A 14,069-nucleotide genomic window follows, 5' to 3' on the forward strand; every position below is an offset into this window, starting at 1 on the left:
CTCGAGGCCTTCTTCTCCCATGCCTTCTCCCATTCCCTCGAGACCTTCTTCACCAAAACCTTCGCCCATTCCCTCCATTCCTTCAAGGCCTTCACCGAATCCTTCCATGCCTTCACCCATGCCTTCACCGAACCCTTCCATGCCTTCACCGCCGCTCATACCTTCGCCGAAGCCCTCCATGCCTTCGAGGCCTTCTTCGCCCATACCTTCCCCCATTCCTTCAAGGCCTTCTTCGCCCATTCCTTCCCCCATTCCTTCCTCAAAACCTTCCATTCCTTCACCAAATCCTTCTAGGCCTTCTTCGCCCATACCTTCTCCCATACCTTCTTCCATTCCACCTTCACCAAATCCTTCCATACCTTCCCCCATTCCCTCGAGGCCTTCTTCTCCCATGCCTTCTCCCATTCCCTCGAGACCTTCTTCACCATAACCTTCTCCCATTCCCTCGAGACCTTCTTCACCATAACCTTCTCCCATTTCTTCCCCGAACCCTTCCATGCCCTCACCCATACCTTCGAGACCTTCTTCGCCCATGCCTTCTCCCATGCCTTCGAGGCCTTCTTCGCCCATACCTTCCCCCATTCCTTCAAGGCCTTCTTCGCCCATTCCTTCCCCCATTCCTTCCTCAAAACCTTCCATTCCTTCACCAAATCCTTCTAGGCCTTCTTCGCCCATACCTTCTCCCATACCTTCTTCCATTCCACCTTCACCAAATCCTTCCATACCTTCCCCCATTCCCTCGAGGCCTTCTTCTCCCATGCCTTCTCCCATTCCCTCGAGACCTTCTTCACCAAAACCTTCGCCCATTCCCTCCATTCCTTCAAGGCCTTCACCGAATCCTTCCATGCCTTCACCCATGCCTTCACCGAACCCTTCCATGCCTTCACCGCCGCTCATACCTTCGCCGAAGCCCTCCATGCCTTCGCCGTAGCCCTCCATGCCTTCGCCGTAGCCCTCCATACCTTCGCCGAAGCCTTCCATGCCTTCCATCCCTTCGCCGCCGCCCATTTCCCCTAAACCTTCGCCCATGCCTTCGCCATAACCGCTCATTCCGCTTTCGTTTGTGCCAACTCCACCGTAGCCGCCGGTGCCTTCTTCAATTGTCGTTTGAAATTCTCCGGTGACTTCGCCGGTCAGGGTGTTCAGCCGACGATAGCCGGGAACAAATGAAGGGACTAATACAGTGGAACTTCCTGGGCCTGACACCGTTTCGGTGCCTTCGTGACCATTCGCTGCCGTGCCTGCCGTTACTGGAACTTCCTGCATCCAAGGCGGGAGTAGTACGCCGCCGCCGTAGGGTTGGCGCATTGTGGCCCGCACTCCGGTTCCGCTTACTTCATTGACATTGGGATCGGTGTTTTCGCCGCCGCCTTCGAGTCCGGGAATGGTTACCGGACCTTCCTGAGCATGCAGATTTATGACCGAAATGACGAAGATGGCGAGAGTCGCGAGAAGTGTGCGGGCTGAATTTTTCATAACCGTGTTTAGATTAGGTGGGCAGGACCATCCTGTCCACATAATTTAGGACGTTTCACTAAGTATTCCTGGTTACAATTGATACGGCATTTTTTGAAAAAAATGATACTGACGGGTTGAGGCGATGAATCGGATTGAGTCCGCTAACACCCTCGCCTACACTGCGCCCCGCGCGGAAGGGTGGCTGAGTCCGGTCGAAGGCGCTCGATTCGAAATCGAGTGAACGGGGAACCGTTCCGTGGGTTCGAATCCCACCCCTTCCGCCATTTGCCATTTTCGCCCTGTTTTCAATGAAAACCATCGATATGCACGTCCATATGGTAGGCAATGAAGCCAGTGGAAATGGCTGTTGGATTCGTGTGACGCCGGGCAAATACCCCCTCTACGCGCTGATGTTGCACAAGTTGGGCGTACCGGTGCGGGCGCTGCGGGCGGCTGATTTTGATGATTTGTACCGCGACCGGCTGCTCCATTATATACGGGATTCGGCCGTGGATGCCGTTTGCCTTTTAGCACAAGAAGCAGTTTATGACACAAAAGGCAGTTTGCTAAAAAACCACGGGAGCGCATTTGTGCCCAATGACGTCGTTTTGCGACTGGCCAAGGAGCATCCGGAATTTCTCCCCGCCGTGTCCATCCACCCTGCTCGGCCCGACGCGATGGATGAACTGAATCGCTGCCTCGACGCCGGCGCGGTGATGATGAAGTGCCTGCCCAATTGCCAGAACATTGATTGCAACAATCCGCGCTTCAAACCGTTTTGGGATCGAATGGCCGAAGCGGGATTGCCTTTTTTGGCGCACACCGGCGGCGAGCACACGCTCGAAGTGATCAATGCCGAATACGCCAACCCCAAAACTTTGCGGCTGCCACTCGAGTGCGGCGTCAACGTCATCGCCGCCCACGCCGCCACCGGCAGCGGGCCGTTTGATCCGAACTACCTTCCCACCCTCGTGCAAATGATGCGCGACCACAAAAATTTGTATGCCGATTCCAGCGCCCTCAACGTCCCCACCCGAAGCCACGGCCTGCGCCCTTGTTTGGAAAACGAACTCCTCGCTTCACGCACCGTGCACGGCAGCGATTACCCCGTGCCCACTTCTCCATCCTGGGCGTGGCTGCGGGGCCTCATCGACAGCGATCAACTCGCCACCCTCCGCAACATCCAAAACCCCATCGAGCAGGATTACCAAACCAAAGTCGCAATGGGTTTCCCAGCCGAACACTTCACGCGCATCAACCCGTTGTTGCGAACGACCGGCTAAAGCAATTCCTTCAACGCCGCCAAAACGCGGTTGACATTTGCTTCGCTGGAGGAATGGCCCATCAGGCCGATGCGCCAAACTTTTCCGGCAAGAGGCCCAAGGCCGGGGCCGATTTCGATGCCATGATCGTTGAGCAATGCTGCGCGCACGGCAGCTTCGTCAGTGCCATTGGGGATGGTCACGGCGTTGAGTTGCCAAAGTTGATGGCCTTCCTGCGAGGCGATGCCAAGGCCCATCTCGGCGAGGCCAACCCGAAGCGAATTGTGGTTGCTCTCGTGACGGGCCCAGCGGCGTTCAAGGCCTTCTTCAAGCACCAGGCGAAGGGATTCGTGCAGCGCGTAGTTCATTGAAATGGGCGCGGTATGGTGATATGCGCGTGCGCCTTCACCCCAATAATTAGCCAAAAGATTGACGTCGAGATACCAGCTTTGTACGCCTTGCGAACGCGCGCGGATGGTGTCCATCGCAGCTTCACTGAAGGAAACCGGCGAAAGTCCGGGCGGACAACTGAGGCATTTTTGGGTGCCGCTATAAATGGCGTCTACTTGCCAGTCGTCTACGCGCACAGGGCAACCGCCGAGTGAGGTGACTGCATCGAGCAACAGCAACGCGCCGGTGTCGTGCACGATTTTTGAAATGTCTTCTATGGGCGTCAGCGCGCCGGTCGAGGTCTCGGCGTGGACGATGGCGACAAGTTTGGGTTTTGTGGTTTCCAGCACAGCGGCGATCTGCGCGGGTTCAATGATCCGACCCCATTCGGATTCCACGCGGGTGACTTTCGCACCGCAGCGTTCGGCCACATCCGCCATTCGCGTTCCGAATACGCCGTTGATACCGACGACCACTTCATCGTCCGGCTCAATTAGGTTCACAAAACAAAACTCCATCCCCGCGCTGCCGGTGCCACTCACGGGAAAGGTCATTTCATTTTCCGTAAGCATCACCGCGCGCAGCATCGATTTGATTTCCTCCATCATCAAAATGAACGATGGATCAAGATGCCCCACCAACGGCCGGCCCATCGCCTCCAAAACGGACGGCGCCACATCACTGGGGCCCGGGCCAAGAAGGGTACGGGCGGGTGGAAAAAATTGTTCAACATTCATGCGCGCGCACCGTAGCCGTCCGCCTCGACACCCGCAATGGTTTTTGGCACGGTGCCTCGGCTATGGCGCACACGAACCTCATCGGCGAACTGCAATCCATCGTTGGCGTGGAGGCCGTGTTGTCCGCCGAGGAAGAATTGCTGGTGTACGAATGCGATGCGTACACTTTGGAGAAAAATTTACCCACCGCCGTGGTTTTGCCGAGTAGTACCAAGGAAATCGTGGCCATCGTAAAACTCTGCAACCGGCTGAAGCTTCCCATCATTCCGCGCGGCGCGGGCACCAGCCTCAGCGGCACGGTGTTGGCGGTGGATGGCGGTGTGATGATCGCCCTCACGCGAATGAACCGCGTGCTCAACGTCGATGCCCGAAACCGGCGCGCGCTCGTCGAAGCCGGCTGTGTCAACGCGTGGATCACCCGCGATGCCGCGCCGCACGGACTCTTCTTCGCGCCCGATCCTTCCAGCCAATCCGCCTGCACCATCGGCGGCAACGTGGCCACCAACTCCGGCGGCCCGCACACGCTCAAGAATGGCGTCACCACCAATCACGTGCTCGGATACGAAATGGTATTGGCCGACGGCACGGTGGAATGGCTCGGCACCGAGCCGGATGGCGGCGAGAAATTGGACGGCTACGATTTGCGTGGCGCGGCGATTGGCTGCGAGGGAATGTTCGGCGTGGTCACGCGCGTGCTCGTGCGGCTGATGAAAACGCCGCCTGCGTTCAAAACGTTCCTCGGAGTATTTGAAAGTGTGGATGACGCCAGCCAGGCCGTCAGCGACATCATCCGTGCAGGCATCGTGCCCGGAGCGTTGGAGATGATGGATCAGCTCATCACTCAAGCTGTGGAGGAGGCGTATCACTTCGGTTTCCCGCTTGATGCCGGCGCGGTGCTCATCGTGGAACTCGATGGCTTACGCGACGGCATTGAGGCGCAAGGCAAACAGGTCGAAAAAATTTGCCACCAACACAACGCGCGCGAAATCCGCGTGGCCAAGGATGACACTGAGCGCGCCGCAATCTGGAAATGCCGTAAACGCGCCTTTGGTGCCATTGGCCGGCTCAGCCCAAACTACGTCACGCAAGACGGCGTGGTGCCGCGCAGCAAACTGCCGGAGATTATGCGCTTTATCCGCGCCACCAGCGAAAAGCATGGCCTGCGGATCCCGAATGTTTTCCACGCGGGCGACGGAAACATTCATCCATTAATTTTATATGATGAACGCAAGCCGGGCGAAACCAAACGCGCGTTGGCCGCGGGTCACGATATTTTGGAAAAGTGCATCGCGCTCGGCGGCAGCGTCACCGGCGAGCACGGCATCGGCGCGGAGAAAATTGATTTCATGCCCAAACAGTTTTCGGCCGACGACCTCGACGCCATGAAAATGCTGCGCCACGCCTTCGACCCCGGCCAACGCTGCAACCCGCACAAAATATTCCCGGGCGGCAAACGCTGCGCAGAATTCGCACCCCGCAAACAAGCCCACGCATGACCCTTACCCCGAACAACATCGAGCAACTTCGGGAACAACTTCCGAATGCAACGGCGGTGAAGGCCTTCGACTTGTCAGCCATTGGCGAGTTGATTAAGCACGTGCCGGAAGATATGACGGCGACGGTGCAAGCGGGAATGAACTTGAGCGATTTCCAAACACAACTGGCGCTGCAAAACCAATGGCTGCCGGTGGATCCGCCCTGCCCAAACACGCTCTCCATTGGTGCACTACTCGCGGGCAACGCCACCGGCCCGCGCCGGTTTGGCTTTGGCTCCGTGCGCGATTGGCTGATTGGCATCGCGGTAGTGTTACCCGATGGACGGCTGGTTCGCAATGGCGGCAAGGTGGTCAAAAATGTCGCGGGCTTTGATTTGTGCAAACTGTTCGTCGGCAGCCGCGGCACGCTCGGGGTGATTGTGGAGGCCACATTCAAATTACTTCCCAAACCCGAAGCGGAAGTGTTTCTCAAAAAAGAATGTGCCTCGCTCGATGACGCGGAGGATTTACTGCAGAAACTTTGGGAATCGGATTTACAACCGCACGTGCTCGACCTCCATCGTCTCGATGGGCACCCCGTCAACTTGGTGACCGGCTTTGCAGGCGCGCGCGCGGATGTTGAGGCACAAACAAAAGCCGCCAGCAATCTCGGCCTGCTCAAGGAAACCAATCTGGATTACGACACAGCATTCCAGCTCACCGCGCACGGGACCGAGTCGGTCGCACCCGCCGATACAATCAGTTTCCTCCGTTCAATACCCAACTGCGATTTTGCCGCGCGCGCGGGCAATGGAGTGGTTCATTTGCGTGGCCGGCGCAGCGAACACGAGCCATCCGCTTTGGAGCGACGCATCAAAGACACCTTCGATCCCAAAGGCATTTTGCCCACGCTATGATCGAGCCTTTCATCGACGAAGATAAGTCGCTCGCTTGCGTGCACTGCGGCCTGTGCCTTTCGGCCTGCCCCACGTATTTGGAAACCGGCAATGAAAACGATTCGCCGCGCGGCCGCATTTATCTGATGCGCGCCCTACAATCCGGTCGCCTGCCAATGGAGGCCACCACCGTCCGATCCATCGACCGCTGCCTCGGCTGCCGCGCTTGCGAAAGCGCGTGCCCCAGCGGCGTGGAATACGGCTACCTCCTCGAGCACACCCGCGATCACATCGAGCACCACCACCGGCGCGGGTGGTTCCAAACCCTTCTGCGCCGCATCGCCATCGAACAAGTGCTCCCCTTCCCCAACCGGTTAAAACTGGCATTGTTCTTCGGCAGGCTAATGAAGCGGCGACCCTTCATTTGGTTCGCTCCCCGAATGGCGCGCGAGGCGTTGGAATTGGTTCCCGAACATTCTCCCGCATCGAGAACCCCAAAACAAAACCCCGCCACCGCCCAACCCGCGAGTGGGCAAGTCGGCTTCATCGAGGGCTGCGTGATGCAGGTGATGTTTGCCCGCACCAACGAAGCCACCGTGCAATTGCTCAATCAAGATGGCTGGGACGTGCACTGCCCCGAAGGCCAAGCTTGCTGCGGCGCGCTCTACGCGCACTGCGGCCAGCTCGCCAAAGCCCGCGCTTGCGCCCGCCGCAACATCGCCGCCTTTGAATCGCAAAACCTCAAGGCCATCATCATCAACGCCGCAGGCTGCGGCAGCACCTTAAAAGAATACGGCCAGCTCCTCGCCGACGATCCTGAATGGGCCGAACGCGCCACTGCCTTTAGCGCCAAGGTCAAAGATTTGACCGAGTGGATTTCCCAAGAGACAGGAAACAAGAATCAGAAACTGGAATGCAAAGTCACGTATCACGATGCGTGTCACTTGGCGCATCCACAAGGGATCACACTTGAACCACGAGCACTCGTCCAAGCCGTGGCGGGAGCAAACTTTGTCGAATTAAACGAAGCGGATGTGTGCTGCGGCAGCGCCGGAAGTTACAACCTCACCGAACCGGAAATGGCCGCGCGCCTGCAGAAACGAAAAACCAAAAACATCCTCGCCACCGGCGCCGACATCGTGGTCACCACCAACCCCGGCTGCCTCCTCCAAATCCAAGCCGGCCTAAAAAAAGCCAACCCAAAAATCCGCGTGATGCACATTGCGGATTTTCTGTCTAATTCCCTCGCCGAATAACCTGACCGGGACCGGCGGCATTGTGGCGATCATTTTCGACCACTGCTTTTCCATTCACCAAAACTAAGCGGAAGCCGGTGGCGTATTGGTGGGGGGCTTTGAAGGTGGCGTTGTCTTTTATTTTGGCGGGATTGAAAACGACGATGTCAGCGGCGAAGCCTTTGCGGAGTTCGCCTCTGCCTTTGAGTTGGAAGGTGCGGGCGGGGAGGCTTGTGAGTTTGCGAATGGCTTCTTCGAGCTTGAGTTGTTTTTGGTCGCGCGCGTAGCGGGCGAGGAAGCGGGCGGCGTTGCCGTAGCCGCGCGGGTGTGGCACGCCGACTTCAAAGGCGCGCACGCTGCTGTCGCTGGCGAACATCGTGTGCGGATGACGCAGGAACGCGCGCGCGTCGTCCTCGTGCATTCCATGGAAGACCGCGCTTGCGCCGCCGTTCATTTCCACTTCAAAGATGAGTGAGATTTGGTGATCAAGGTCATGGTTGTCGTAGCGCAGCTTGGCGGCTTCTTTGACATTGAGGCCGTTGAGGCGTTGATCTTTTTTGTAATAAGCAATGACGGCGTATGCGTAATCCTCGCGTTGGCGATGACGCAGGCGGTCTTTCATCCAAGCAACAGTTTCGCTGTGAATTTTGGCGTTGGTGATGCGTTGAGAAAATGCTTTTGCCCCTCCGACGATCAATGCGTCGGGCAGCAACTGGTGGAGGCTCGTGCTCGATGCGGTGTAGGCGTATTGATCGTGTGTGAGGCGGATGCCTTCGGTGCGAGCGCGATCGAGGCGGGCGAGCAGTTGCGGATGCTTGCCCCACATTGGACGACCGGCGAGTTTGAGATGCGAAATGTGCGCGGGCAATTTGGCTTGCGCGGCGATGGTGCAGACCTCGTCGATGGCATTGAAAATATTGGTGCCTTCACTGCGTATATGGCTCGCGTAAATTCCACCGTGAGCGGCGACGGTTTTGGAGAGGGCAACCAGTTCATCGGTTTTAGCAAAAACACCGGGCAGATAAATGAGACCGGTGGACATTCCCAACGCCCCGTCTTCCATTGCCTTGGCGATGTGTTTTTGCATCACGGCCAATTCCGTCGCATTGGGCGGGCGGCGGATTGAGCCACCCATCACCTGGCCGCGCACGGTTCCGTGGCCGATGAGACTGGCGATGTTGGGGGAGAATCCATTCTTCTCAAGCTTGGCATAAAACTCGCCGAGGTTGAGCTTCGATGAGCCGCAGTTGCCGAGCACCAAAGTCGTGACGCCCATTCGCAGAAAGTTTTCCGCCTTCGGATGGTAGACGATGTTCTCGGCGTGGGTGTGGACGTCGATGAAACCGGGGGCGATCGCGAGCCCGTTGACGTCGATGATTTTTCGCGGGCCACCGGCGCGGGCTACATTGCCGATGGCGATGATGCGACCGTTTTGGATGGCGACATCGCCTTTGAATGGCGCGCGTCCGGTGCCGTCGTAAACCAAGCCGTTGCGCAGGACGAGATCCGGCGCGGCGTTTACGCTAAACGCAAAACAAAGAGTGGCGAGAAGCACCCGCATTTTAGGCCTCGCCGATTTGGGCGGCGTAGCCGGCCGCATCGAGGAGGTGGGCGGTGTCGGGTTCGCCGTTGAGTTGCAGTTTGAAAAACCAACCCTCATCGAAGGGGCTGTCGTTGGCGAGCTCGGGGGTGTCCGCGAGTGCGGCGTTAATTTCCAGCACGGTGCCGCCCACCGGCGCGTAAAGGTCGCTGGCGGTTTTTACGGATTCCACCACGGCGCAGTTGTCGCCCGTGGCAAGCACGCGACCGGCCTCGGGCAGCTCCACGAAGACCACATCGGTCAGCTCGGCTTGCGCGTGGTCGGTGATGCCGATGGTGGCGGTGTCGCCCTCGATGCGAATCCATTCGTGGCTCTTGGCGTATTTCAGGTTGTCGGGAATGTTGCTCATTGTTTTTTGTATAAAGGTTTTTTGCAAACGGTCGCGGGGTAACGTTTCCCGCGAATGGAAATATCAATGACGGTGCCTTCCCGCGCGCGGTCGATGTGCACTTGCGCCATCCCGATGCCGCAGCCGAGCGAGGGGCTTTGCGTGCCACTGGTGACCACGCCGATGACCGGATCCGTTTCCTGCGGCTTAAGTCCAGCGTGGGCGACGGACCACACTTCTTTTCTGGCTTCGAGATTATTGTACACTTCGTAACCCTGACGCGGAGGCGGAGAATTGCCGTTCATTTTGAAGGCCACGATTTTCTTTTTTGGGCGCTCGTCTTTTTGTTTCATCAACGCGCTGCGGCCGGTGAATTTGCCTTTGTCCACCTTCACAAAATAACCGCATCCCGCCTCGATGGGCGAAAGCGATTCGCTAAGTTCGTGCCCGTAAAGCGGATAACCCATCTCCAGCCGCAACGTATCGCGCGCGCCCAATCCGGCGGGCACAATGCCGTGGGGTCGACCGACTTCCAGCACTTGATCCCACAACGCCGCAAGCTGTTCATTGGGCGCGATGATTTCAAAGCCTTCTTCGCCGGTGTACCCTGTGCGCGCCACATACACTTCCCCCGAACCAAATCGCCATGCATCCACTTGATTTTTCACAAGATCGCCTGGCCGCGCTGCGCTGATGAGTCCATCGCCGTGGAAGAGTTCGTCGATAAACAAAAGCGCCGCCGGGCCTTGCACGGCAACGGCGCCGATTTGAGCCGATTGATCTTCCACCTTCACCCTACGATCCTCGCCGCGATTGCTCGCCTGAAATTCCAGCCAATGAAGATCGGCGCTGATCCGCGTGGCGTTCACCATCAACAGAAACGCCTCGCTCGCGATGCGGTAAACGTAAAGGTCATCAACCACCCCGCCGCTCTCGTTGCACATCAACGTGTACTGGCCTTCGCCCACGGCGAGCAGCCCGATGTCATTGGTTAGCGCTTGGTTTAGAAACTCAGACGCGTGTGCGCCGCCCACCCAGATTTCGCCCATGTGCGAAATATCAAACACGCCCGCCGCCGCGCGCACCGCCTGATGCTCGGCCACGATGCCAGCGTATTGCACCGGCATTTCCCAGCCGCCAAAATCAATGCAGCGCGCGCCCAGCTCGAGGTGTTGCTGATAGAGTGGCGTACGCTTTGGCATGACAATTTAACCCGCGGGATTATCCCCACTTCTCGATCATCATTTGCTCTTTGCCTACGCCAAGGCCATCCCGCACCAGGTTGGTGGCGAAATCCACGAGCGCGTTCGGGCCACACGCGTAGAAAATTGTGTTCTCCAAATCACCGACTTGCTCCTTCACCCAAGCCGAATCAATACGCCCGCGACGGCCTTCCCACGGATCGTTATCGGCAAGGCGAGTGCAGGTGACGAGGAATTCAAAATTGGGGTTCTCCTTTTCCAGCTGACGAAATTCCTCATCAAAAATCACATCGTGCGTTGTACGCACGGAATAAAGCACTGTGATTTTTGTAGCCAACTTCAACTGCGTGGCTTCGCGCACAAACGCGCGGAACGGCGTCACGCCCGAACCACCAGCAACGCAAATCAAATGTTTATCCGGCGGGTCAAGCACCGGCAGAAATTTACCCGTCGGCTCGATGACCCACAGAGAATCGCCCTCCTCCGCCCAGTCCACGAGGCTGGTGCCCATTTTACCATCGCGTTTGATGGTAATTTCGAAATGGCCGCGGTCCAGCGCACTGCTCGAGAGCGAATACGCGCGTTTATACTTTTGCTTGTGCGGCCAATAAACGGTGATGAACTGCCCCGTCAAAAAATCCACCTCGTAACCCTCCGGCCATTTCAGGCGCAGAGTTTTTGTGTCAGGCAACTCCATCGTTGCCCGTTCTATCTCCATTTCTACTCGTAGCTTGGCCATTTAAAAAAGTTTAGACAAATAAACACACCCCACCGACGGTTAATCAATTATGGATTCACCAGCCCGTGAAGCGCGGGCGGAGTGTCGGCAAACGCGCGGCGCGCTTCAAGCCTGATTTTGTAGTGGCTCAGGATTTTGCAGCGTAGCTGCCTCCACCACATTCGCCGGTGGAGCCTCAGCCTCGGCAGCTTTGAGGCGTTGCGCCACCTCCGCAGCGAGCACATCATATGCCGCCGTGCCTAAGCCATCCGGATCGTAATACAATGCAGGTTTGCCGTGACTCGGCGCTTCCGCCAAACGCGTGGCGCGCGGGATGGTGGTATCGAAAATCAATTCTGAAAAATGCTCGCGCACTTCCTCCAACACCTGTTGCGAAAGGCGCGTGCGACCGTCGTACATCGTCATCACGATGCCCAGAATGTGCAGCCCCGGATTATCGCCCGTGTCGTGCATTTGTTTGATCAGGCGCGTTACCATCGAGATGCCTTCCAGCGCGTAGTACTCGCACTGTAGCGGAACCAAAACACTATCCGCCGCCGCAAACGAATTCAGCGTTAACGACCCAAGCGAAGGTGGGCAATCGATTAAAATCACGTCATACACATTTGCCATTTTCACCGAATCCAACGCGCCCTGCAGTCGGTGCAAATGATCTTCCATTCGCGGCAGATCAATCTCCGCCCCGCATAAATCCACCTCACTGGGAATCACCGAAAGATTAGGAAACTCCGTGCGCACGATTTGATCCGTCAGCAACGCATCGCCGACGAGCACTGGATACGCACTGCCGCCTTCGCGTTTTTCCACACCCACGCCACTGGTTGCATTCGCCTGCGGATCCAAATCCAAAAGCAGCACGCGCTGTCCTTGATTTGCCAAACACGCGGCAAGGTTGATTGATGTTGTGGTTTTCCCAACCCCTCCCTTTTGGTTGGCCACGGCAATAATATGAGTCGCCATACCCGAAGGGTAAAAACCCCGCCCCCATTCACCGAGTAAAACTTATGCACGGCATATTTGGTAGAGACACGCAGAATCACATCCCTGCCATCATCCCAACTTATCCACAAACGCGAATAACCCATCCGTTGGCACGTGTTTTGCTCAAACGGTCGCCATGAACGATAACATCGATTTACAGGGGGAAAATGACGGAATTATTCAAAACCCGCGTGAACTTCACGCGGGCAGCGCAGAATCCACACAAGCCACCCAAGCCCCATCCAGCAAGCGCTTCGAGATGATGCTCGCCGGCGCCGCCTCCCTCACCCTCGTCGCCTTCCTCCTCGCCCTCTGGAAAATCATCGCTTAAAGCACGGTTAGGCAAAGGAAAATACACAAGAAAGCAGGATGTTCAGGATTTTTTTGATCCTATCCATCATAAACATCGTTGCTCAATAGCGCCCCATCTTCATTTCATCTGGGACCCAGCTTAAATCACTCCCCCATTTTCGCCAGCACGGCTTTGGATTGAAGCAGATGAGGATGGGTGGGCAGCAGGGTTCGGATTTGAATTGCGTGGGCGCGATGGAAGAGGCGTTTGGCTTCCGCCACCTGCCCGAGGCCTTGGCGGGCTTCGCCCATTAGGTATTGCGTACGTGCGAGGTTGGGATGATTGGTTGCAATTCCCAGCTTCAATATTTCGGCCATGTGCTCTTCGTGCATGCGCAATGCTTTCTGATATTGCTTCTCCGCCAACAATAAGTTTCCGCAAACGCGAAGGAAATTAGAACGGTGATTGCCAAATTGCTTACCAGTTGGATCATCTGTTTTCAGAATGGCTTCGGCACGGGCAAGCAGTGCGTTGGCTTCCTTCAAATCCGGCTCGGGCCGCTGGATGCAGAGCTTAGCCGTATTGCAAAAGATCAGGCTCATCTGCAAGTGCTGTTCCCCGTAAATTTTGATCCCCAACGCCATTGATTTCTCCATAAACTCCATCGCCTTGCGATGCTCCCCTTGTTTGGCGAGGGCTTGGGCAAGGTTATTATACACCAACGGGATGCCTACCCCTTCGGCACCCTGCAACACCAAAACGATGCCAAGTTGTGTTTGAAAATAGGCGAAAGCCCGTTTGAAATTTCCAATATCCGAATACGAAGCGCCTAATTCTCCATAAGCTGTGAGCACCGGATTGGAGGTTGGTCCAAAATGTTGAAGCCAAATGGGCAGCGCGGCCAATAGATGTTTTTGGCGGGCCGCAAAATCACCGCGTCGACTGGATTCATGCGCAAGTTGCGTATAGCCGTCCGCGATGTTGGGATGGTGTGGGCCGAGATGACGCAACCAAATAACCAGCACCGCCTCCAAATGTTTAGACGCCGCCTCGTGGCGACCCATTTTCCGCAAGGTCCGGCTCAGCCCATACCGAATGTATGCCACCTGCCGCCAGCGTGGTTTGGGCAATGCCTCTTCCTTCGACAATGCTTCAGCAAAGAATTCCTGCGCCTGCTTGTACCGGCCACTGTCATAGGCGGTTTTGGCTTTGAACATCCCAAAACTCATCTCCGGCGTAGGATCAGCTTTGGGATCCGGATTAATGATTGGCAGCGCGAGTGTTGCGGGCGGAGCTGTGGTTAAGGTTTTAGCGGGATTCAAGGGGCGCGGAGCACCACACCCGGCCAAGCCACCGGCAAGAAAGGGAATTAGGATTAGAGCATTTGCTTTCATCGCCCCCACCTTAACACGACCAGCCGGAATTAGCCCCATTGATTATTTCGGGTTGTTCATTGATGGAATCAATATTGCCC

13 protein-coding genes and 1 tRNA gene are annotated in these 14,069 nt (G+C 56.8%); 6 read left to right on the top strand and 8 right to left on the bottom strand.

The features are described 5' to 3' along the window. On the bottom strand, positions 1-1,476 hold a 1,476-nt coding region (locus H8E27_04625), incomplete at its 3' end, for a hypothetical protein (protein MBC8324891.1). Positions 1,477-1,650: 174 nt separating this feature from the next. Between H8E27_04625 and H8E27_04630 the strand changes: the two genes are divergently transcribed. Both H8E27_04630 and H8E27_04635 read left to right on the top strand, forming a co-directional pair. After that, positions 1,651-1,742 (top strand) — tRNA-Ser (locus H8E27_04630). Positions 1,743-1,766: 24 nt separating this feature from the next. Continuing rightward, on the top strand, positions 1,767-2,741 hold the full coding sequence (locus tag H8E27_04635; GenBank protein ID MBC8324892.1) for an amidohydrolase family protein: 975 nt from the start codon (positions 1,767-1,769) through the stop codon (positions 2,739-2,741). On the opposite strand, the gene H8E27_04640 is transcribed toward H8E27_04635, so the two are convergent. Further along, the gene (locus H8E27_04640) at positions 2,738-3,847 is read right to left on the bottom strand and encodes an alanine--glyoxylate aminotransferase family protein (GenBank protein MBC8324893.1); all 1,110 of its coding nucleotides are present in this window, start codon (positions 3,845-3,847) and stop codon (positions 2,738-2,740) included. The genes H8E27_04635 and H8E27_04640 overlap by 4 nt on opposite strands. Positions 3,848-3,909: 62 nt before the next feature. Between H8E27_04640 and H8E27_04645 the strand changes: the two genes are divergently transcribed. Genes H8E27_04645 through H8E27_04655 form a run of 3 tightly spaced genes read left to right on the top strand, consistent with a single transcriptional unit; the run spans position 3,910 to position 7,474 of the window. Continuing rightward, a complete protein-coding gene (locus tag H8E27_04645) occupies positions 3,910-5,343 on the top strand; it encodes an FAD-binding protein (GenBank protein MBC8324894.1) in 1,434 nt (477 codons plus the stop codon). Then, entirely contained in the window at positions 5,340-6,239 is a 900-nt protein-coding gene (locus H8E27_04650; protein ID MBC8324895.1) for an FAD-binding oxidoreductase, read from the top strand. Before H8E27_04645 ends, H8E27_04650 begins: the two co-directional genes overlap by 4 nt. Then, positions 6,236-7,474, top strand: coding sequence for a (Fe-S)-binding protein (locus H8E27_04655; GenBank protein ID MBC8324896.1), 1,239 nt, complete (start codon positions 6,236-6,238; stop codon positions 7,472-7,474). Before H8E27_04650 ends, H8E27_04655 begins: the two co-directional genes overlap by 4 nt. On the opposite strand, the gene H8E27_04660 is transcribed toward H8E27_04655, so the two are convergent. The 5 genes from H8E27_04660 to H8E27_04680 form a co-directional block, all read right to left on the bottom strand. Beyond that, positions 7,455-9,014: a D-aminoacylase gene (locus H8E27_04660; GenBank protein MBC8324897.1), complete on the bottom strand. Its 1,560-nt coding sequence runs from the start codon at positions 9,012-9,014 to the stop codon at positions 7,455-7,457. The two genes, H8E27_04655 and H8E27_04660, sit on opposite strands and share 20 nt — an antisense overlap. Position 9,015: 1 nt before the next feature. Next, positions 9,016-9,402 (bottom strand): glycine cleavage system protein GcvH, encoded by a 387-nt coding sequence (gene gcvH / locus H8E27_04665; GenBank protein MBC8324898.1) that lies wholly within the window; start codon positions 9,400-9,402, stop codon positions 9,016-9,018. Beyond that, a complete protein-coding gene (gene gcvT / locus H8E27_04670; protein MBC8324899.1) occupies positions 9,399-10,583 on the bottom strand; it encodes a glycine cleavage system aminomethyltransferase GcvT in 1,185 nt (394 codons plus the stop codon). Before gcvT ends, gcvH begins: the two co-directional genes overlap by 4 nt. A 19-nt stretch (positions 10,584-10,602) precedes the next feature. Then, positions 10,603-11,322 (bottom strand): hypothetical protein, encoded by a 720-nt coding sequence (locus H8E27_04675; protein MBC8324900.1) that lies wholly within the window; start codon positions 11,320-11,322, stop codon positions 10,603-10,605. A 105-nt stretch (positions 11,323-11,427) separates the two neighbouring features. After that, positions 11,428-12,282: a ParA family protein gene (locus H8E27_04680; GenBank protein ID MBC8324901.1), complete on the bottom strand. Its 855-nt coding sequence runs from the start codon at positions 12,280-12,282 to the stop codon at positions 11,428-11,430. A gap of 157 nt (positions 12,283-12,439) precedes the next feature. Here H8E27_04680 and H8E27_04685 point away from each other — a divergent pair, with 157 nt between their 5' ends. After that, positions 12,440-12,634, top strand: a complete 195-nt coding sequence (locus H8E27_04685) for a hypothetical protein (protein MBC8324902.1) — start codon at positions 12,440-12,442, stop codon at positions 12,632-12,634. A gap of 125 nt (positions 12,635-12,759) precedes the next feature. Here H8E27_04685 and H8E27_04690 read toward each other — a convergent pair whose 3' ends face one another. Then, positions 12,760-13,917 (bottom strand): tetratricopeptide repeat protein, encoded by a 1,158-nt coding sequence (locus tag H8E27_04690; protein MBC8324903.1) that lies wholly within the window; start codon positions 13,915-13,917, stop codon positions 12,760-12,762. Positions 13,918-14,069: the final 152 nt, after the last annotated feature.

This window comes from Limisphaerales bacterium (assembly GCA_014382585.1).
GTDB lineage: Bacteria > Verrucomicrobiota > Verrucomicrobiia > Limisphaerales > UBA1100 > JACNJL01.

Bases quoted from the DNA above. Each gene is read 5' to 3' on its own strand.
- H8E27_04640 (MBC8324893.1), bottom strand. From the start codon at position 3,847: ATGAATGTTGAACAATTTTTTCCACCCGCCCGTACCCTTCTTGGCCCG.
- H8E27_04660 (MBC8324897.1), bottom strand. From the start codon at position 9,014: ATGCGGGTGCTTCTCGCCACTCTTTGTTTTGCGTTTAGCGTAAACGCC.
- H8E27_04645 (MBC8324894.1), top strand. From the start codon at position 3,910: ATGGCGCACACGAACCTCATCGGCGAACTGCAATCCATCGTTGGCGTG.
- H8E27_04675 (MBC8324900.1), bottom strand. From the start codon at position 11,322: ATGGCCAAGCTACGAGTAGAAATGGAGATAGAACGGGCAACGATGGAG.
- gcvH (MBC8324898.1), bottom strand. From the start codon at position 9,402: ATGAGCAACATTCCCGACAACCTGAAATACGCCAAGAGCCACGAATGG.
- H8E27_04655 (MBC8324896.1), top strand. From the start codon at position 6,236: ATGATCGAGCCTTTCATCGACGAAGATAAGTCGCTCGCTTGCGTGCAC.
- H8E27_04685 (MBC8324902.1), top strand. From the start codon at position 12,440: ATGAACGATAACATCGATTTACAGGGGGAAAATGACGGAATTATTCAA.
- H8E27_04650 (MBC8324895.1), top strand. From the start codon at position 5,340: ATGACCCTTACCCCGAACAACATCGAGCAACTTCGGGAACAACTTCCG.
- H8E27_04635 (MBC8324892.1), top strand. From the start codon at position 1,767: ATGAAAACCATCGATATGCACGTCCATATGGTAGGCAATGAAGCCAGT.
- gcvT (MBC8324899.1), bottom strand. From the start codon at position 10,583: ATGCCAAAGCGTACGCCACTCTATCAGCAACACCTCGAGCTGGGCGCG.
- H8E27_04680 (MBC8324901.1), bottom strand. From the start codon at position 12,282: ATGGCGACTCATATTATTGCCGTGGCCAACCAAAAGGGAGGGGTTGGG.